We start from the raw sequence: 18,735 nt of genomic DNA on the forward strand, positions 1-18,735 counted from the left end.
GTAAATTTATTACAATGGATACAAAAGATTCTCAAAATCATCTCAAGCATAATAAGTTCAACTCTTTTCAATTGAATGTTGTCACTGTGGTTGATGTGGAAAAGCTGTTGAGGACGAAAGACGCTTCATCATCTGTTTATATGATGGATAATAGTCTTGGAAGCTTGAACGAGGGCAGCTCGGAGTTGGTGACGCCTTGCAAAAGAGGTCAAGTGATCAATTGGTTGATTTATTCGATGAATACGGATAAAGGAGCTGATGGAAAGTGGCCGCCATTTGCAAAGATCAATAATATAGTGTTTAAAAATAAAAGGCAAGACAATGTCGCTCAACTGAAAATATGTTCCGATTGTCAAATTTATGGAGGTCCAGATGAGGTGAGGAGTAGTTTGACACCAGTTTATTATTATTGGGCAGGCATGTTGAACTTTGGTCTTGAGGCCAGAGAGTATAATTATAGATTGGTTTTGGAAGTGGATGGCAAAGAAGGTACAGAGTTTTTTAACTTAGATGGGCCAGCTTTGAAAATATTGTCAGCAGAAGAGTAATTTAATGATTAAAGAGAAAACAGCTCTATTATTAGTTGATTTGCAAAAGGAACATATGCCTGGAGGTGCGTTGGAAATGCTTGGAAGTGAATATGCTTCGCAACAAGCAGCTAGGTTGGTAGCTCATTGGAAGGATAATAATTGGCCAATTTTTGCTTTGGGAAGAGAGATAGACAATGCGTATGTTCCATTTTTTAAAAAAGGATCTGACGGCGCTCTTCTTTGCGAAGGATTGTCCGAAACAGATTTCTGCAAAGTCTTTCATAGAGAAACGGCAAGCGTTGTGGATCTGGAAGATTTTTTTAAGTTGATTAACGAGCTAGGCATACAAAGCATCGTTGTTTGTGGAATGCCTATTGACTCATCCATTCTTTCATTTGTAATTGAGGCAAATCGGCGCAATTATACATGCGAAGTTGCTTTCGACGCATGCGCGACAAGGGATTTAGTGTTTAAAAATGTCAAGGTGGATGCCGCAAATATACAATGCGTTGTTTTGGCTGCTATTGAATCTAATTTTGCCAAAGTTTCGTCGGTTGAGGAAATCATGTCTCGCTCAGACAATTTTGCATAGTTGAATATAATTCATTTTTATGTCTGTATTTTTAATATTAAAAAAAAATAAAAAGCCCTTGAATTTTTTTGAATGGGATAATTTTAATTCATTGGTTTAAGGACTTCTTTTTGATTTCTTTGAAAAATTATGAATTTTGTTTTTTATATATTTTGAGGAAATCGAGTGGTCTATGCTATTTTTTCTCAAGACAATGGAATTGCAAGGTCTTGAAGTGAATTAGAGTTGTTTTATTATCTTTTTGTTATCTTGATAATGTCTATGTTTTATTTTTTTGGTGTTGATATAGTATTATTTAAAATCATTCATTGAAAGTACAATTTTAAAGGATTCATGTTTTAATTGATGTAATTTAAATTAAATAAGACTCTTAATCGAGTACATCCGGCAAGGCTTGAAGTTATTATTTGTAAATTTTTCATTATGTTTGTTGTCTAGAGAATAGTGAAGAGTTGGTTTAATGAAATTTATTAATAAAATATATAATCTAGGTGTGTCCGAGGAAATGGACGACCAAGACAAATTTAAGTACAAGTTTTCGAATTTTATCGCCGGCTTAATGGTGGTGTTTAGTTTCCTTTATACGATACTGCTTTATTTCAAGGGAGCTGAGCTTTATAAACCCATTATTTTAGAGTTGGCTTTTCTGTCTATACTATTATTAAATCATTACAATAAAATAAATATATCAAGGGCTATTTTAGCTGGTTTTTCTCCTGTGATGCTATTTTGGGGGCATTTGGGGATTTTATATGAAGATGAATCGCCTGCGGTTGGATTTGTGATATTGCAATTGGTTTGTTGCATATTGCCTTGGACGGTTTTTAATGTAAAGGAATATGGGAAGACAATACTTTTTACGTTATGGGGGACTGGATTGATGATGGCGACATTTTTTGTTGGAGGAATGAGTCCTATGCCGCAACCTGAAAAAGTAGCCTTTTTTCAATCGCCGCTATCCATCGTAATTGGTATTTTTTTCGTGCTGTTGATTAGTTTTATGCTTAAATACATCACGTATGTCTCCGATAATCATAATCAAAGTTTGCTCAATGAAGTGGGAAAACAGAATGAAGAGATCGAGTTGAGGCATGAGGAAACGAAAAAGTATTTGGAAGAATTAGAGGAAAAGCAAGGGCAGGAGAATGAGAGGCAATGGGTGAACGATGGGATTAACAGTATCGTGCATATGCTTCAATCGCAGCAAGATGCAGGAGAGCTTCTTTATGACCAAATCATGAATAATGTTACCAATTATTTGGAAGCGAATCAAGGCGCGTTTTATTTGGTAGAGGAGAATGATGAAGGAGGAATAGTATTGAACTTGAAAGCTTCATATGCTTATAGTCGAAAGAAATATATAGAGAAAGAGGTGTTGGCGGGAGAAGGTTTGCTAGGCCAGACATATTTTGAAAAGAAGACGCTTTATTTGACAGAGGTGCCTGAAAATTACGTCAATATCACTTCAGGGTTGGGGCAGGCTTTGCCTAGAGCGATCATCATTGAGCCTTGTTTGCAAAATAAAAAAGTGGTGGCGGTCATGGAGTTCGCTTCATTTAACGAGATTGAAGAGAAGAAAAGAGAATACCTTAAGGCAATATCAGAAATCATCGCTTCATTCATTAATAATTATGAAATGAACTTGCAGACTCAAAGACTTTTGGAAGAAAGCCAGAATCATGCTGATGAGATGCGAGCCCAAGAAGAGGAGTTGAGGCAAAACTTGGAGGAAATGCAAAGTCTTCAGGATGAGATGAATAGTCGCATGCAGTCGTTTGAAGTGGCTATGAAAGAAAAAGATGAAGAAATCAGAAGACTGAAAGCGTCTTAATTATATTATAAAAATTTAAGGAGTCGCTCTGGCGCCGCCTTTTGAAGATGGACTTGATGCTATCAAATGATTGAGAAGCTCTATTTTTATGGAGCTAGCGTCAAGTTTGCTTAATAGTTTGTCAAGTTTTTCATCCAAAGATTTTTCTTCATCGGAAGGCATGCTTTGCCATGCGCGAAGGTGATTTTGAGCAACTTCAAATTGCAACTGAAACTCTTTTGCTTGAAGGTCCCAGTAGGCTTCTAAGCTTGGATAATTATCTTCTACTTCAGTAATTGTGAATGTTTTGTGGCCTATAGAGAACATTTTCTCTTCTGGAATAGCATCCCACGCTTTTTGAATAGCGTCGCTGTGCTTCTTGCATAGTAATTCAAAAAAACCGCCTCTTGAGCCGTTTCGAAATATAAAAGCATAGATCGCCGCTGATATTTCAGCCATTTCTTGAACTCTTAGTTCCGATAGTTGCAAAACCATGAGATTATAGGAAACTTTAATTGCCAGCTTGAAGTATTCTAGATTTTTTTTGTCCTCAAAGTCAGGGACATAATCTTCAGGTATAAACCATTCTGGAGAATATTGCTCAATGCTTGGGACTACAGACTCCGAGGATTTGCGATGAAAAAAATCAGCCCATCTTTTAGGGTGATATTTGCCTGTTCTCTTTTTAATATGCTTGTAATGCTCAAGTTCTTTCTTAAGTTCTTGAGACCCTTGGTCAACTCTGCTTTTTACAGGTATAAGGTTTCGTTCTTTATGCCATTCCATAAATCTTGACTGAAGTGTGGAAAGGAAGTACTTTTCCATGGCAGGAATATTCGTATAGTCATCAATGTCGAATAAAACTTTCAAATTTGTGAATTTCATGTCTTCAAATAACAGTTGCAATTCTTCTGTTTTATCAGACATGCCGGGAATGAAAATGGGAGCATCTTGTTTGCGGCTTTGTTTCAAACGAGCTTTTTCACGATGAATTCTTTTGACTGCCGTTATGATTTCTCTATAAAGCTCTTGGTCGGAAGAGCTTTCTTCCAATGTGAGCTTGCTCGTTGCTTCAGTTGCTGTGGCTTCAAGCTTATCGGAGACAAGAGGTTCCTCAGCTACCGGAGTGGAAGGAGGACTGTCTTCGAGTTTTATGTTTAAACCTGAAGCTTTTAGCCAACGATTGATTCTTATCATAGTCTCCAACGGAGGTAGTTCGGAACCTATACAGACAAAATTCCCGGAAGGCCTAGCTTCTTGAAAATAATACCGTTTGCCATTTAAGCTGGCGGAGTAATGAAATCTGTTAATGGTGAGTGTGACGGAACTTTTTTTATGATCATATTCTACGTCGTCTACGTCGATTGTAAGGTGTGGATAGCAAGCTTTAGGAGGAATAATGATCGCTTTTCGAAGATTTGCTCGTATGAATTTTTGATTAGCACCTTGCCTGACTTTCCACCCATCATACCATTCTGGAGCACTGACGGTTTGTTTAATGCATTGTATCGGCAAATGAGGTTGTTCAATCGCGCGAGTAATGCTCCTAGTTCTATGAGAAGGTGATGAAGAGCTTTTCTTGAATTGTCTTGATTCAGGTTGGAGCATTTGAAAAGGATTGACCACTGAGTTAAACAAAACCGATGACCTTTAAGTTTGCAAACAAAACAAAATCATGAGAGCGTATGTTGGAAGTTACACCGTTTACGGATACAAGAATAATAGGCTTTAAGCTTAATGGAAAAATTGATAAAAATGGCATAGTAAAGCTTTCAGAATTGTTGGAAAATAAGAAGGGCTATGATGGCTTGCTTATTTTAGGGGAAATAGAAGACATTGGAGGTTTTGAGGATATTCAGTCTTTTTTGGAATTAGTGGGGGTGAAGATCAAGGCGATTGGAAATGTCAAGAAATATGCTGTAGTGACGGAAAAGAAATGGATAGACAAGATGGTGGATTTTTTTAGGTCTATGAAGTTGTTGCAGATCGAAATAGAGCATTTTTCTCCCGATGAAAAAGAAAAAGCTTTGAAATGGCTGCTTGATTGAGGTTCTTTTCTGCAATTCAGGCTTAGGTTTTAATTTTTTATTTTATAGATTTAATCAAATGTAAGCTTGAGGCTTTAGCAAAGACCTTGAGAGTGTTTTTTGATATAATTAATTTAAGCGATGAAGATTTATACGAAATCGGGAGATAAAGGGAAAACAGGAGTTTATGGAGGTAAGAGAGAGTTCAAGGATTCCGCTAGAATAGAATGCAATGGTGAAATCGATGAAATGAACTCAACGATAGGCCTGTTGAGAAGCAAGTTAAGCTCTGATCATCCTTGGCAAGACAATTTGTATAAGATTCAGAAAGACTTGATGGATATGATGTCACATTTGGCCAGACCGTCTGATTCAAAGATTCCTATTTCTGTACCCAAGCCGATTGATGGAGCGGAGTTTTGTGAAAAATGGATTGATGAACTGGAGTCGAATATATCGTCTCCCTCGGAATATTTCTTATTGCCTGGAGGAAATGAGATTTCAGCGTTGTGCCATGTTTGCAGAACTCAGATTAGAAGAGCGGAAAGAAGGTTGATTACTTTGACGAAGGAAGATCCAGATTGTGTGGAGGATTATATAAGCGCTTATATAAACAGAATGTCGGATTTGTTTTTTACGCTAAGCAGAGCTGAAATGGATAAAGAAGGAGTGGAAGAGGAAAGATGGAATCTTTTTATCTATAAAAAATAATCTGAAAAGTGCTCGAGGGCAGAGAACATTGACACCTCGAGCTTTCACCTTATTTTAGGTCAAATATGATGGGTATAGTCATCTTTACTTTCACTGCTCTGCCACTTTGTTTGGCAGCATGCCATTGAGGAGAACTTTTAATAACTCTCAATGCCTCTGCGTCGCAGCTTTCATCGATGCCTTTGAGTACTTTTGCATTGGTTAGGTTTCCTTGTTTGTCAATGATGAACTCCACGAATACTCTTCCCTCTATTCCTCTGCTTTTAGCAGCTTTAGGGTATTTCAAGTGACGCGAGATATATTTGTAAAAACCTTTCATTCCGCCTTTTTTGAAAGTAGCCATTTCTTCAGCAAAATATACGTAATCCTCAACCTTTTCATCCGGCAAAGCTTCTATTCCAGTTGCTGGATCATCTACGTCATCTATTACATCAATATCACCTTTGTCAATATTGTAATCATCTAATAATGAGGAGGCTGCTTCATCCACTACAATGTTTACGTTGTTGCTTGGCTTAGGCTCAGGCTTTTCCATTTTCATCGGCTCAGGCTTTGGAGGAACAGGACTGTCCATTTTCGTGGGCTGAATAAATAACGTTTCTTCCACAGGGTCTTCCATTGTCACTGAGTTGTCAATTCTTGTGTAATATGGAGATTTCCATTCCATTGCGACTAATGACATGCCTAAAGACAGGCATAATCCAATGCCAAGAAACATGTTTCTTTTTTCTAATAAATTGTGTTGAGGGTTCTTTTTAAGTTCCATAGTTTTGATATTTAGTGTATTGTATAGCGCTATTTTGATAATTTAGAATCTTTATGAATACATAGCAATGAAAAATTATATTATTTTAAAATAAATTTTTATAAAATAATATTTTGATAGTTTTATCGTTTTAAATAGAATAGTTTGATTTGTTTAGGGCTTAGCACATCTGATTTTTGCTAATTATTAGTGTTTTCGTATTTTTAGTTGTTTAAAAACATACTTGATTATGAAAAAAATATTTTACTTGATTTGTCTATGGAGTTTTAGCTTTGCGGCATGCACTGAAGATGATGTTGATAATTTGCTCAATCAACTGCTTTCTCCCGCAAGTTTAAGCGAGGCGGAAATTGTTGATGGCTTGAAAACCGCTTTGGAAGTTGGCGCTGAAAACTCTGTACAGTCATTGTCTGCTCAAGACGGCTTTTTCAAAGACGAGGCGGTAAAGATTCTTTTGCCGGAAGAAGTATCAACTTTGCTGGAGGCAGCCAATGAGGCAGGCTTGGGAAGTCAGTTGAGCATTGTAGTAGATCCTTTGGTGGAAAGTTTAAATCGTTCGGCTGAAGACGCAGTGATGGAGGCTGGGCCAATATTCGTACAGGCAATTACAGACATGACTGTTAGCGATGGCTTGGGAATATTGACAGGAGAAGATGATGCTGCTACTCAATATTTGGAGGATAAGACTTATGATAGCTTACAGGTGAAGTTTTCTGATAAAATTAAAACATCTCTTTCAAAACCGTTATTGGGAGAAAGCTCTTTTAATTCCCTTTGGCCGGCGTTTGTTTCCAAGTACAATGTTGTGGTGGATGCTTATAACTTGACAACTCTATTAAATCCATCAAAAGAACCATTGGAAAGAATTGAGCAAAGCGATTTGAGCATGTACGTTACAGGCAAGGCGCTTGACGGCATGTTTTTGAAAATTGCAGATGAAGAGGGTAAGATAAGAAAAGATCCTTTGGCAAGAGTGGAAGAGATATTGCAAAAGGTATTTGGGACTTTGGATGAGAATTAAGGATTAAGTTCCTTATGCATAGATTGAAAGCATGCATAAAAGCATGCTTTCTTTATTTTTAGTGAGCAGCTTCTTCAGTAGCAGGAGCTTCCTCTGTAGCTTCAGCTGGAGCAGCTTCAGCATTTTCTTCAGTAGCAACAACAGCTGTAGAGTCAGTAGCTTCTACTGCAGTTGAATCAGCAACTTCTGCTTCAGGAGCAGCTTCGATAGTAGCTTCTACTGTTGGAGTAGTTTCCTCTTTAACTTCAACAGCTTCAGCTGCTGGAGCATCTTGGTTGTTCTCTTGAGACTTTTGCGAGCAAGATGCAGCTGTCATCATCATAGCGACAATTGACAATTGTAGTAATACTTTTTTCATTGTGGTTTTTGTTTTATTAGTTTAATTTGTTTGAAATTAAGTCTAAGGCTCTCGAAAATTATTAATTCGATGTAAAAAAATAATGAATAATATTTAATCCTTATTTTTTTTTACAATAAAAAAGAACAAAAACTTTTTTAAAATTTCATTATTCTTCTTTTGTCTTTGAATTATTATATTTGTAAAATTAAATTGAGAATTTTTTAACTATAATAACAAATGAGTAAAAGGCTAACAAATCTAAAGTATTGCAAGTCTGATAAACGCTGAATGCAAAAGCTCGCGATAAAATTGTATTGATTATCGATCGATGTGACCAAGATCTTTTTGAGGAGATATAATGTCGCGTATATGTTGTTTGATTTCCTTGGGCTGTGGAAACCTTTTAGAAACTTTGTATGAAAAAACGATTGCTCCATTGACTTTAATGTCAAAAACACCTCCGGTTTCCTTTTCGGGCAATAAGCTGATGGATTCAATTTCTTTCTCGAAAGTTTGAAGAAGTTCTTGTTGCATCCATGCGGCTCTAAGCATCCATTTGCATCCTGTGCAATATTTGATTTCAATTTTCGCTTTTTTCATTTTACGAGGGTTAAGAATTAAATTGTTTGGTCCCCAATACGGTGAGGCCTGTGGATATCAGGTAAAGCGGGATAAGTATCGCCGGGAAATCCCACTCAAGGTAATGGGTGATTACAAGGTTGAAAATAATAAGTGAGAGAGTTAATAAAAAGCCGGCTTTGATAAAAAAATTTGTCTTCATGCTCTTTAGCTTTAATAAATGAGAACTAAAATATACTTGTTTTTTTGTTCACTCAAAAGTCAAACCGTACTTCTATTGCAGTAAAAAATTGTTAAATTCGTGCCATGGAGAATTTCGTAGTTTCAGCGAGGAAGTACAGACCGACGACTTTTGAAAGCGTAGTGGGGCAACAGCACATTACGACAACGCTTAAGAATGCCATTAAAAGCAATCATCTAGCGCAAGCATTTTTGTTTTGCGGGCCAAGAGGAGTGGGCAAGACCACTAATGCTAGAATATTGGCCAAGACGATCAATTGCACTAATCTAACGGATGATGTTGAGGCGTGCAATCAGTGCGATTCCTGCAAAGCGTTTAATCAAAATGCGTCTTTCAATGTGCATGAGCTGGATGCTGCCTCCAATAATTCAGTGGACGATATCAGGAATTTGGTTGATCAAGTTCGTTATGCTCCCCAGTCCGGTAAATACAAAGTATATATCATTGACGAGGTTCATATGCTTTCCAATCAAGCATTCAATGCTTTTTTGAAAACTTTGGAAGAACCTCCTGAGTATGCGATCTTCATATTGGCGACAACGGAAAAACACAAAATCATTCCAACGATTTTGTCTCGTTGCCAGATTTTTGACTTTAACAGAATCACTGTTAGCGATATCGCGGGCCATTTGGCGAAAATAGCTTTGAAGGAAAATATCGAAGCGGAATCTGATGCTTTGCATTTGATAGCACAAAAAGCGGATGGCGCCTTGCGTGATGCTTTGTCGATATTTGATTTGATCGTGACTTTCGCAGGGTCAAAAATCACTTATCAAGATGTAGTTCAAAATCTCCATATTTTGGATTATGATTACTATTTCAGGCAAACGGACAGCTTGATTAGTGAAAACATTAGCGAAGCTCTATTGATTTTCAATGAAATATTGCAGAAAGGCTTCGATGGGCATAATTTCCTAAGCGGATTGGCTGAGCATTTTAGAAACTTGCTTGTGACGAAAGATGCAAAGACGTTGCAACTGATGGATGTTTCCGAAACAGTTAAGCAACGATATTTAAAACAATCAAATGAAGCCTCTATGTCGTTTCTTCTGTCCGGCTTGAATATCCTTTCTAAATTTGAGCTGAATTATAAGAATACAAAAAATCAGAGATTGCATGTTGAGATATGCTTGATGAAATTGGCTCACTTGAATTCGGCGATACAATTTGGCGGAAATGCTTCGCCTGTCGAAAAAAAAAAAGTTGAGCCAAGTGTAGAAGCCAAAACGGCGGCTAAGCCAAAAGCTGTGGCAAAAAGCACGGAGCCATTAAGAGGGAAAACATATTCGCAGACAGGAAATGCTTCATCTCTGTCCCAAACAGTTTCCAGACCTTCCGATAGCTCTTTGAGATCTACGGCGAAATTACCGAATCTTAATCAGTTAAAAAACAAACGCACTAACCCTTCATCAGAGCAATCTGCTAACTCGGGAGCTGATTCAGGACAAGCTCCTCAGTACCAATCAGAGCAAACGCAAAAAGAACAACCTTTGTCTCAAGAAGGGCTTAAGCAGGCTTGGTTGGCTTATTCTCAAGAGCTCGAAAGAAGCAATAATAAAACATGGCTCAATGTTATGAAGCAACCATTTACTTTAAATGAGACAACTTCGGTATTGACATTGGAATTGGTGAGTACTGTCCAGCTTGATTTTTTTGAAAGATTCAGAAGCGAACTATTGACCTTTTTGAAGTCAAAATTAAAAAATAGCTCTTTGACTATTCAACCCGTAATATCAGAAAGAAGCCAAGACAACTCCAGACCATATACACCGCAAGAGAAACTATCGTATCTTCAAGAACATAATAAACATGTAAAAAAATTGCAAACAGCTTTAGGCTTGGATGTTAATTTTTAACAATATATTAATATTTAATATTCGTTTTTTTGGAAAATAGGTATTAATATACGCTTTTACATAAATAGACGCCTATGTCCATTTTTCCAGAACTGTTTGTAAGCATCAGAAGATTTTTAGACAGTTTTTATTTGATTGACAACCAAAGAAGGGCGAGTTTAGATGATATTGTGGACAAGTTGTTAATCAAAAGCTTGAATCTTACTTATGATTTGCATGTGAATTTTTTGTGCAACCATAATGCCAAGAGAAGTATTTACGCTCATGTATGGGCTTATACTGCTAAAGTGTTTTTTGGCATAGATAAAGTTAGTATTTGGTCTTCGGGGATTGACCCATCCAAGGTCAAACATTCGACAGCTATAAGCATTGCCGACAAAGGTTTTGATGTGGATGTGTTGGATGAAGATACCGGGGTTTACTCTGTCGTCTTAGGCGAGCATTTGCCTAATTTGACCATTTTTTCTAAAAAGTGCGACTTGAACGAATGGCAGGAGGAAGACTCTTGCACATGCGTAATCGTTAATTGCCTTGATTCTTGGGAGTATTTTCAACAAAATCCAATACCTTGCGATCAAATGCTCTATGCCAAACAGCAGGGTGTTGATATGCTGGACTTGATTGGCATAGAGGTTTTTTATATTTTTTCTGAATTGAATAGAAAAAAGCAGGGGATGCAAAGCCGGAAATTAGCTTTGGTCTGAGTTTAGAATAATTTCTGCAGCCTCAGGCAAAGTTGAACAAATGGCAGTTGCTAAACTTTCGTCATTCAAGTCGGATATTAAAATACCTTGGATTCCCAATTTGTTGGCTGGAACGATATCTCTTTCTTTGTCCCCAATCATCCAAGATTGAGCAGGATCTATGTTGAACTTTGCGATGGCTTTTTCGAACATCAATGAGTCTGGTTTGCGAGTCAATGATTCGGTCTGTAGAGGATGATAAGGCGAGTAATACAATGCGTCAATTTGATTTCCCGTTTCGCTTTGCAGTTTTTGATGGCACTTTAATACATCTTCTTTTTCGTACAGGCCCTTTGCAATGCCAGCTTGATTGGTGATGACAATCAAGAGAAACCCGGCGGCTTTGAGCTTATTTAGAGATTCGGCAACTCCTATCTCAACTACAAAGTCGGATGTTTTATAAGTATATTCTCCTCTTTCAACATTCAAAACACCGTCTCTATCTAAAAACACACACTTGTTCATATTTATTATCTCTATATTAGCAAGGATTTACTTGTAATTTATTATGTCTTGAAATGGTATAAAAACCAGTAATTCAAGCAATACAAACTTAATGTTTTCTATGAAATATCTAAAAATTAAATTATAATTGTTGACTTTTACGGAGGGTACGGGTTTCCTTCGCTTGGTTTTTAATTTTATTTTACACCTTTATCGATGAAGGAAAATTTAGTAATAATTCCCACTTATAATGAAATAGAGAATATCGAAGCTATCATCAAGGCAGTGATGGAGTTGGAAGTAGAGTTTCATGTGTTAATTGTGGATGATGGATCGCCGGACGGTACTGCTGCTAAAGTCAAGAACCTTCAAAAAGTGTTTGACAAAAGGCTTCATTTGATAGAAAGGGAAGGCAAATTAGGGCTTGGAACAGCTTATATTAGAGGTTTTCAATACGCTATTGAGCAAGGTTATGAGTTCGTCTATGAAATGGATGCCGACTTTTCGCACAACCCCAAGGACTTGGTCAGGTTGCATGACGCTTGCGCTCGTCAGGGCAACGATCTTGCGATTGGATCAAGGTATGTTACTGGAGTAAATGTGGTGAACTGGCCTATGAGCAGGGTTTTGATGTCTTATTTCGCCAGCAAATATGTGAAATTCATTACTGGCTTGCCTGTAAATGATGCTACGGCAGGATTTAAGTGTTATAGAATCTCTGTGTTGAAAAAGATTAATTTGGATAAGATCAACTTTGTGGGTTATGCTTTTCAAATCGAAATGAAATTCTTGACATGGAAGTATGGCTTTAAGATTATTGAAGTTCCGATCATATTTACAGACAGAACCTTGGGAACATCAAAGATGTCAAGCGGGATTTTCAAGGAGGCGTTCTTTGGCGTGATGAAATTAAGGCTTGGAAGCATGTTTAAAAAATATGCTTAGTTTCCACAATGCTTTTTGATTCAATATAGCGCTTAATTCACTTTAGTCGGTTGAACAAAACCCAAATGAAGTTTATTATAAGAAATGAAAGCCGATGGTAGCGGTGGATTTTCAACAACTTCATGGAATTTATGACAGACGAGAGAGAGAATGGCAATATGAATCAGGAGGAGAAAGCTCCATTGGATTTGCAATTGGTGAATACAGTGTTGCCTGAGGATATTGCGATTATGCCGATTTATCCCAAACCGATTTTTCCTGAAATCAACTTACCAATATCTTTTGTTGGAGAAAAACATGTTACACAGATTGATATCATCAATGAAAAATATGATGGCATCATGGGACTTGTATTGCCTAAAGAGCATGACGAGAACAAACAGCCTGTGTCATTTTATGAAGTAGGTTGCGTTGTCAGGATTTTGAAGATTTTGAAGGTAACGCCGGGACATTCGGAAGTTCTTGTGGAAAGTATAAAGAGGTTCACTCGAAGAAGCGAAGTTGGGAACGATGATTTATTGAGATGGAGGGTTAGCTATTATGATGAGCCAAGCATTGGCAATGATCAGGAATTGAGAGGCTATTTGATGGCAATCAGTTCTGAGGTCAAAGAGCTTGTCAATTATAACTCGATCTTTCAAGAACAACTGAAGATGCTTCTAACGCAGTTTTCATTTGAACATCCGGGTAGAATGATTGATACCATCGCCTATATTTTAGCGCCAGAGGCTGAAAAGCTTCAGTCTATATTGGAGACTTTTGATATTAAGAAGAGAGCGGATATTCTATTGAGACTATTGAAAGAGGACATTGAAGTTGCAAAGCTTCAAGATAAAATCAATAAGAATATCCAGGAAACAGCTTCAAAGCAGCAAAAAGAGTACTTTCTAAGAGAGCAGCTTAAAGCTATCAAGAAAGAGCTTGGAATAGAAAAAGAGGATAAGGAAAGCGATGTTGAAAAGATTGAGCAAAAGCTTGAAAAGCTGAAGCTTAATGAAGATGCGAAAAAGGTGGTCGACAGTGAGTTGGACAAGCTTAAAATGATCAATGTGGAATCTCCAGAATATGCGGTTTCCAGAAATTATCTTGAGTTGATAACCGACCTGCCTTGGGGCGTTTATTCGGAAGATAATACAGATCTCAAGGAGGCTAGAGGTATTTTGGATAGAGATCATTATGGCTTGAAAGATGTTAAAAATACGATTTTAGAGTTTTTGAATACGATCATAAGAAAAGGCACCGTTTCAGGAAGCATTTTGTGCTTAGTAGGACCCCCGGGTGTTGGGAAAACGTCGATAGGAAAATCCATAGCAAATGCTTTGCATAGGAAGTTCTTTCGGTTTTCTTTGGGAGGAATGCGTGACGAGGCTGAGATCAAGGGCCATAGGAAAACATATATAGGGGCCATGCCCGGTAAGATTATTCAAAGCTTGAAGAGAGTCGGAACAGCGAATCCAGTAATTATGCTGGATGAAATTGATAAAGTAGGGGCTAGCTATCAAGGCGATCCTGCTTCTGCTCTTTTGGAAGTTTTGGACCCAGAGCAAAACTCTGATTTTCTTGATCACTATTTGGATGTGCCTTTTGACTTGTCAAAAATATTATTCATAACAACAGCGAATCAGTTGGATACAATTCCTCAACCGCTTTTGGATAGAATGGAAGTGATCAGACTTTCGGGGTATGTAAAAGAAGAAAAACTTGAAATAGCGGAGCATTACCTTATACCTCATCAATATAAGGAAAACGGCATTGCAGAAAGTGAGCTCAAAATACCCAAGGATGTTTTGGATCAAATCATCGATAAATATGCCCGTGAAGCAGGAGTTAGAAACTTGGAAAAGCAAATACGGAAACTGATGAGAAAGGCAAGCCTGAAGATTACAGAAGAGGGCTTGTCAAAAATTGACGTCAATGTGGGGAATCTCGAAGAGTTTTTAGGAAAGCCTGTATTCCATACGGAGAAATTATACAATACCAATCAAGTTGGAGTTGTATTGGGACTGGCTTACACTAGTTATGGAGGATCAACACTTTATATTGAAGCTTCAGGAATTAAGTCATCTTCTGCCGGATTCAAGCAAACTGGACAGCTTGGCGACGTGATGAAAGAATCAACGGAGTTGGCATATTCATATGTAAGATCATTGATCACTAAACAAAATGCGGATAACCATTATTTTGATGAGCACTTTGTGCATGTGCATATACCAGAAGGAGCAACGCCAAAAGATGGTCCTTCGGCAGGTATAACTTTAGCTCTGGCTTTGTATTCTTTGGCGATAGAAACTCCTGTTAGAAATGATGTGGCTATGACTGGCGAATTAACTTTGACAGGCAAGGTGCTTCCTATTGGCGGATTGAAGGAAAAGATTTTAGCTGCAAAACGAGTGAATATAAAAGAGCTGATTGTGCCGAAGGAAAATGAAAAAGACTTTATAGAGTTGGATGAATTTATCAAAGAAGATGTGAAAATTCATTTTGTGGATCACTTTGAAGAGGTTTTGAAAATCGCTTTGGAGGGACACTTTTAATGGGCAGATGAAAGATAAGGTGTATGGTTTGGTTTATGGATAAGTTATATTCTTGTGGTTAAAATGGAATGTGCTTAGTTTTTCATTTCAATGAAAATTATTTTACACAAGAGTTTTTATTTTTTTCAAGGCCTAAATTAAAAAGTGAAAATATACATGATAATTCCATTTGTAGTAGTGGAATTATTTTGGTTGGTTTTAATTATTTGATAAATAGTTTGTTATGGTGATTTTTAAATGACCTTATGTAAAGTTTTTATAAAATTTGTTTTGCAATTTATAGATTGACATTTTGGTTTAAGATTTATTTTTACACCTTTTTTTATGTTAAGATAAATGTATTCTTCTTTCAATTTTGAGGAATATTTGCGAATTTGCAGACTATATTATATAATTTTAAAGGGCGATTCAAGCTTATTAATTCGATTAAGAATGATTTCTCAAGAAATAGATATTGAAAATACACAAATTTCAAATGCTCGAGATTTATATGGTCAACATGATAAGAAATTCTTGTTTTGGTCATTGGGCATATGGTTCGCAATTAATATCATTCAGTCATTATTTACGGAACTTCATGATGATGAAGCTTATTATTGGACATGGATTGAGAATTTAGATTGGGGCTTTTTTGATCATCCGCCGATGGTCGCTTTGTTGATAAAAGCGGGCTATTCAATTTTTAATAATGAGCTTGGCGTGAGATTGTTGACAGTGACATTAGGAACGTTGTCAATTTATCAGATTTGGCTTATTGTAAGAGACGAGGTAGGAGATATTAGATTTTTTGTATATGCGGTGTTTTCATTGACATTGCTCCAAGTCTATGGTTTCATAACCACGCCTGATGTCCCTCTTTTCTTTTTTGGATCATTGTTTTTTCTCGTTTATAAGAAGTATTTGAAAGATGACTCTTTCGTTAATTCACTTTTGTTGGCGGCAGTAATTTCTCTGATGCTTTACAGTAAATATCACGCTGTTTTATTGGTGTTTTTTACTTTGATTTCGAATATTAAATTATTGACTAAGCCAAGCTTTTGGATGGTTTTTGGATTGTCGATACTGTTATATACCCCCCATATTTATTGGCAATATGCTAATGACTTTCCAACAATAAATTATCATCTTTTTGGTCGATCGCTCAGAGCTTTTCAGTGGAGCAATACATTTGAATTTATCGGAAGCCAATTAGGAGTACTATGCTTTACAGGTCTATTGTCATTTTATGGCGCTGTGGTTTTTAAACCGAAAAATAGTTTTGACAGATCTCTTAAATTCAACTTTATAGGCATTTTCGTTTTTTTCTTAATATCGACATTCAAAGGCAGAGTTGAAGCGCATTGGACTTATTTGGCAATGTTGCCAATGGTAATATTGGGATTGAAACACTTTGCGGACAATGAAAAAGTTAAGGGGTGGTATGCAAAGCTTTTCATGTTTTCCGCTGTTGTTTTTATTTTGATGAGAATAATTTTGATTGTGGATTTTCCATTCTTGAAGTCTCCTGTGATTACGGCATTTCATCATTGGAAAAGCTTGGGTCCTAAGATTGATCAAAATGCTAAAGGCTTGCCTGTTGTGTTTAAAGACTCTTTTCAAAAGCCTTCCAAGTATATGTTCTATGGACAAAGCAAAGCATTTGTGCTTAATGGAATGAAGTATCGGAAGAATCATTTTGATATGAGTTCGGCTGAAGATTATTTCCAGGGAAAAGATGTTTATTTTGTATTGCAATCCAACAAGCATGAATATGCTTCGGATTCTATTTCAGAGGATGAGAAGTATTATTTTGGCGGTGTGATCGAGAATTTCAGAAGCTATCAGAAAGTCAAGGTTATTGCCACAAATATTGAAAAAGAGTACGAGAGAGGTGTTGGAATTACTCTTGACTTAGAAATTAGCAATCCCTACGCTTATGATTTGGACTTTAATGCTAATAATGAATTACACCCGTATTTGACATATTCATTCGCGAATGATCAAAGAGAGTTTTTCAAAGGAGAAAAGCCACTGGAATTGAAAAAACAGGAACTTGAAAGCCAGGAGAAGTTTTATCAACAGATGAGTTTGACGATACCAGAAGAGCCTGGAGTTTATCAACTGCGATTGATGCTAGAGAATCGATTAGTTGATGGCTTGAATAGCCCTTTATATAAAATAGTAGTAAAATAAAAGCCCGATTTTCGGGCTTTTATTTTATGTATTAGTTCATAATCAACATGGTGGATGTTTGATTCATATGTCCAATGAAACTTTCTCCATAAGTGTTGAATCCAATAGTAGGAGTATCTTTGAATAGCTCAGCATATTTATCCGTAATGTTTTCTTTTTCTAATTGCTTCGCTCTAAGGATGCAATTGAAATTGACAATGGCTGATATGCTGCCCAATTCCTTTTCTACGTTTTCAAGATCTTTTTGAGTAGTTTCAACGATGCATTTTGCTTCTAGGAGTTGAAGAGGAACACCTTCTTTTACTTGACAGAAAAATACGATATCGTTGCCTTCCAAGCTCCTTGGGCTTCTTACAAATGGGTTTTCTTCATCAAAGATAAGTCCAAGTGGATATTTGGAGAATGCACTTTCAACTTCTTCCGGGCTGATCGACAATGCTTCCGCATATGCGATTTTCGCTGGCTTATTGTTGAATTCTATGACCCTTCTAGTTTCTTCGTCTACCTTGGTTGGAGTCAATTGCTTGTCAGTAACATTGAATCCTTGGCTTTTAAGCAATTTGAATGAAACTTCGGGCTTGGCAATCATTAAAATCGCTGTATCCTTGTAAACTTTTCCTTCATAAAATAAAGATGTTTCTTTGAACTCACCATTGTCTGCAGCGGAGCCGCCTATAAAAGGAACTTTTGTCAAGTTGCCAATTTGGTCGTTCAGCCATTCCTCTTTATGGCTTAGTCCGTCAATCATCAACATGCCAAGATAATCCTCGTGGCTCATTTCTCTCATTTTGATGTTGAAGTGCGTTTCAAAATTCTTGAAAGCGTCCTTGACTATTCTGCCTCCTTTGCTTATGTTTTCCAGCAACTGGACTTTTACATTTCCAATTTGTTTTTTGTCAAAACACATAGCGACAATGGAGTCATGAGTCATTTGGCCGCTTAAGATTTCACCAGCGCTTGTGCTGCCTATGACAATAGCGGGAGCAAATGCGGATTGCATTTCGCTGGCAAGCGAGTTCAGTTCATAGTGCTTTGGAGATGCAAAATAGAGCACCAAAGCAGTTTCGTTGGTTTGTTTTTGTTGTTTTAGCTCTTCTACCGCTTCTTTCGCGTTTGTCTTTTGCGAAAATAATACCTGATAGCTCATAAAAGTTAATTGTTATTAAGTTTGAAAAATTCCTCTGGCAAATTCACTTCAAATTCGTCGGCAGCTTGCCTGATGAGGGTTACAATTGAGGGATCATATACACTTTCATCTGTGATATGTTTTACGGGTATCCCTTTCAACATTAGTTTCATGGTAAAATTCAATTCCTGAAAAGTATTTCCTTGTGCCTTCTCATGAATAATGTAGTCGATCATTTTTTTCACGTCAGCTTACTTGAGATTATTGATGTTTTAGTAATTGGGTATAAATATAAGGC

At 36.9% G+C, this 18,735-nt stretch carries 18 protein-coding genes; 11 read left to right on the forward strand and 7 right to left on the reverse strand.

Annotated elements, in window-relative coordinates:
- Nucleotides 1–14: 14 nt before the first annotated feature.
- From AABK36_RS03685 to AABK36_RS03695, 3 genes are all read left to right on the forward strand, one after another.
- Nucleotides 15–548: a hypothetical protein gene (locus AABK36_RS03685; protein ID WP_309937674.1), complete on the forward strand. Its 534-nt coding sequence runs from the start codon at nucleotides 15–17 to the stop codon at nucleotides 546–548.
- 4 nt (nucleotides 549–552) lie between these two features.
- Nucleotides 553–1,122 (forward strand): cysteine hydrolase family protein, encoded by a 570-nt coding sequence (locus tag AABK36_RS03690; RefSeq protein WP_309937675.1) that lies wholly within the window; start codon nucleotides 553–555, stop codon nucleotides 1,120–1,122.
- Nucleotides 1,123–1,582: 460 nt separating this feature from the next.
- The gene (locus AABK36_RS03695; protein WP_309937676.1) at nucleotides 1,583–2,953 is read left to right on the forward strand and encodes a GAF domain-containing protein; all 1,371 of its coding nucleotides are present in this window, start codon (nucleotides 1,583–1,585) and stop codon (nucleotides 2,951–2,953) included.
- Nucleotides 2,954–2,968: 15 nt separating this feature from the next.
- Here the strand turns inward: AABK36_RS03695 and AABK36_RS03700 are convergent, their stop codons facing one another.
- Nucleotides 2,969–4,570, reverse strand: a complete 1,602-nt coding sequence (locus AABK36_RS03700; RefSeq protein ID WP_309937677.1) for a hypothetical protein — start codon at nucleotides 4,568–4,570, stop codon at nucleotides 2,969–2,971.
- A 47-nt stretch (nucleotides 4,571–4,617) separates the two neighbouring features.
- Between AABK36_RS03700 and AABK36_RS03705 the strand changes: the two genes are divergently transcribed.
- Together AABK36_RS03705 and AABK36_RS03710 are read left to right on the forward strand one after the other, a co-directional pair.
- The gene (locus tag AABK36_RS03705) at nucleotides 4,618–4,980 is read left to right on the forward strand and encodes a SpoIIAA family protein (protein ID WP_309937678.1); all 363 of its coding nucleotides are present in this window, start codon (nucleotides 4,618–4,620) and stop codon (nucleotides 4,978–4,980) included.
- 120 nt (nucleotides 4,981–5,100) lie between these two features.
- A complete protein-coding gene (locus tag AABK36_RS03710; protein ID WP_309937679.1) occupies nucleotides 5,101–5,670 on the forward strand; it encodes a cob(I)yrinic acid a,c-diamide adenosyltransferase in 570 nt (189 codons plus the stop codon).
- Nucleotides 5,671–5,719: 49 nt separating this feature from the next.
- On the opposite strand, the gene AABK36_RS03715 is transcribed toward AABK36_RS03710, so the two are convergent.
- Nucleotides 5,720–6,436 (reverse strand): energy transducer TonB, encoded by a 717-nt coding sequence (locus tag AABK36_RS03715; protein ID WP_309937680.1) that lies wholly within the window; start codon nucleotides 6,434–6,436, stop codon nucleotides 5,720–5,722.
- Between the two features lie 229 nt (nucleotides 6,437–6,665).
- On the opposite strand from AABK36_RS03715, the gene AABK36_RS03720 reads away from it, so the two are divergent.
- Nucleotides 6,666–7,457 (forward strand): DUF4197 domain-containing protein, encoded by a 792-nt coding sequence (locus AABK36_RS03720; protein ID WP_309937682.1) that lies wholly within the window; start codon nucleotides 6,666–6,668, stop codon nucleotides 7,455–7,457.
- A gap of 58 nt (nucleotides 7,458–7,515) precedes the next feature.
- Here AABK36_RS03720 and AABK36_RS03725 read toward each other — a convergent pair whose 3' ends face one another.
- Together AABK36_RS03725 and AABK36_RS03730 are read right to left on the reverse strand one after the other, a co-directional pair.
- On the reverse strand, nucleotides 7,516–7,815 hold the full coding sequence (locus AABK36_RS03725) for an ABC transporter substrate-binding protein (RefSeq protein WP_309937683.1): 300 nt from the start codon (nucleotides 7,813–7,815) through the stop codon (nucleotides 7,516–7,518).
- Between the two features lie 300 nt (nucleotides 7,816–8,115).
- Nucleotides 8,116–8,397 (reverse strand): Rdx family protein, encoded by a 282-nt coding sequence (locus AABK36_RS03730; protein WP_309937684.1) that lies wholly within the window; start codon nucleotides 8,395–8,397, stop codon nucleotides 8,116–8,118.
- Between the two features lie 285 nt (nucleotides 8,398–8,682).
- Here AABK36_RS03730 and AABK36_RS03735 point away from each other — a divergent pair, with 285 nt between their 5' ends.
- Both AABK36_RS03735 and AABK36_RS03740 read left to right on the forward strand, forming a co-directional pair.
- Nucleotides 8,683–10,473, forward strand: coding sequence for a DNA polymerase III subunit gamma/tau (locus AABK36_RS03735; protein ID WP_309937685.1), 1,791 nt, complete (start codon nucleotides 8,683–8,685; stop codon nucleotides 10,471–10,473).
- Between the two features lie 74 nt (nucleotides 10,474–10,547).
- Nucleotides 10,548–11,177 carry a low molecular weight phosphatase family protein gene (locus AABK36_RS03740; RefSeq protein WP_309937686.1) on the forward strand — a complete coding sequence of 210 codons (630 nt, stop codon included), beginning with the start codon at nucleotides 10,548–10,550 and terminating at the stop codon, nucleotides 11,175–11,177.
- Here the strand turns inward: AABK36_RS03740 and AABK36_RS03745 are convergent.
- Nucleotides 11,163–11,681, reverse strand: a complete 519-nt coding sequence (locus AABK36_RS03745) for a D-glycero-alpha-D-manno-heptose-1,7-bisphosphate 7-phosphatase (RefSeq protein WP_309937687.1) — start codon at nucleotides 11,679–11,681, stop codon at nucleotides 11,163–11,165. The two genes, AABK36_RS03740 and AABK36_RS03745, sit on opposite strands and share 15 nt — an antisense overlap.
- Nucleotides 11,682–11,876: 195 nt before the next feature.
- Between AABK36_RS03745 and AABK36_RS03750 the strand changes: the two genes are divergently transcribed.
- The 3 genes from AABK36_RS03750 (at nucleotide 11,877) to AABK36_RS03760 (ending at nucleotide 17,311) form a co-directional block, all read left to right on the forward strand.
- Entirely contained in the window at nucleotides 11,877–12,605 is a 729-nt protein-coding gene (locus tag AABK36_RS03750) for a polyprenol monophosphomannose synthase (RefSeq protein ID WP_309937688.1), read from the forward strand.
- A gap of 131 nt (nucleotides 12,606–12,736) precedes the next feature.
- Entirely contained in the window at nucleotides 12,737–15,139 is a 2,403-nt protein-coding gene (gene lon, locus AABK36_RS03755) for an endopeptidase La (RefSeq protein ID WP_309937689.1), read from the forward strand.
- 432 nt (nucleotides 15,140–15,571) lie between these two features.
- Complete coding sequence (locus AABK36_RS03760) at nucleotides 15,572–17,311, forward strand: ArnT family glycosyltransferase (protein WP_309937690.1); 1,740 nt, start codon at nucleotides 15,572–15,574, stop codon at nucleotides 17,309–17,311.
- Nucleotides 17,312–17,342: 31 nt separating this feature from the next.
- Here AABK36_RS03760 and AABK36_RS03765 read toward each other — a convergent pair whose 3' ends face one another.
- Together AABK36_RS03765 and AABK36_RS03770 are read right to left on the reverse strand one after the other, a co-directional pair.
- Nucleotides 17,343–18,458, reverse strand: coding sequence for an FIST signal transduction protein (locus AABK36_RS03765; protein ID WP_309937691.1), 1,116 nt, complete (start codon nucleotides 18,456–18,458; stop codon nucleotides 17,343–17,345).
- Nucleotides 18,459–18,463: 5 nt separating this feature from the next.
- Nucleotides 18,464–18,673: a hypothetical protein gene (locus AABK36_RS03770; RefSeq protein WP_309937692.1), complete on the reverse strand. Its 210-nt coding sequence runs from the start codon at nucleotides 18,671–18,673 to the stop codon at nucleotides 18,464–18,466.
- Nucleotides 18,674–18,735 lie beyond the last annotated feature (62 nt).

The organism is Aureibacter tunicatorum (genome assembly GCF_036492635.1).
GTDB classification, from domain to species: Bacteria; Bacteroidota; Bacteroidia; order Cytophagales; family Cyclobacteriaceae; genus Aureibacter; species Aureibacter tunicatorum.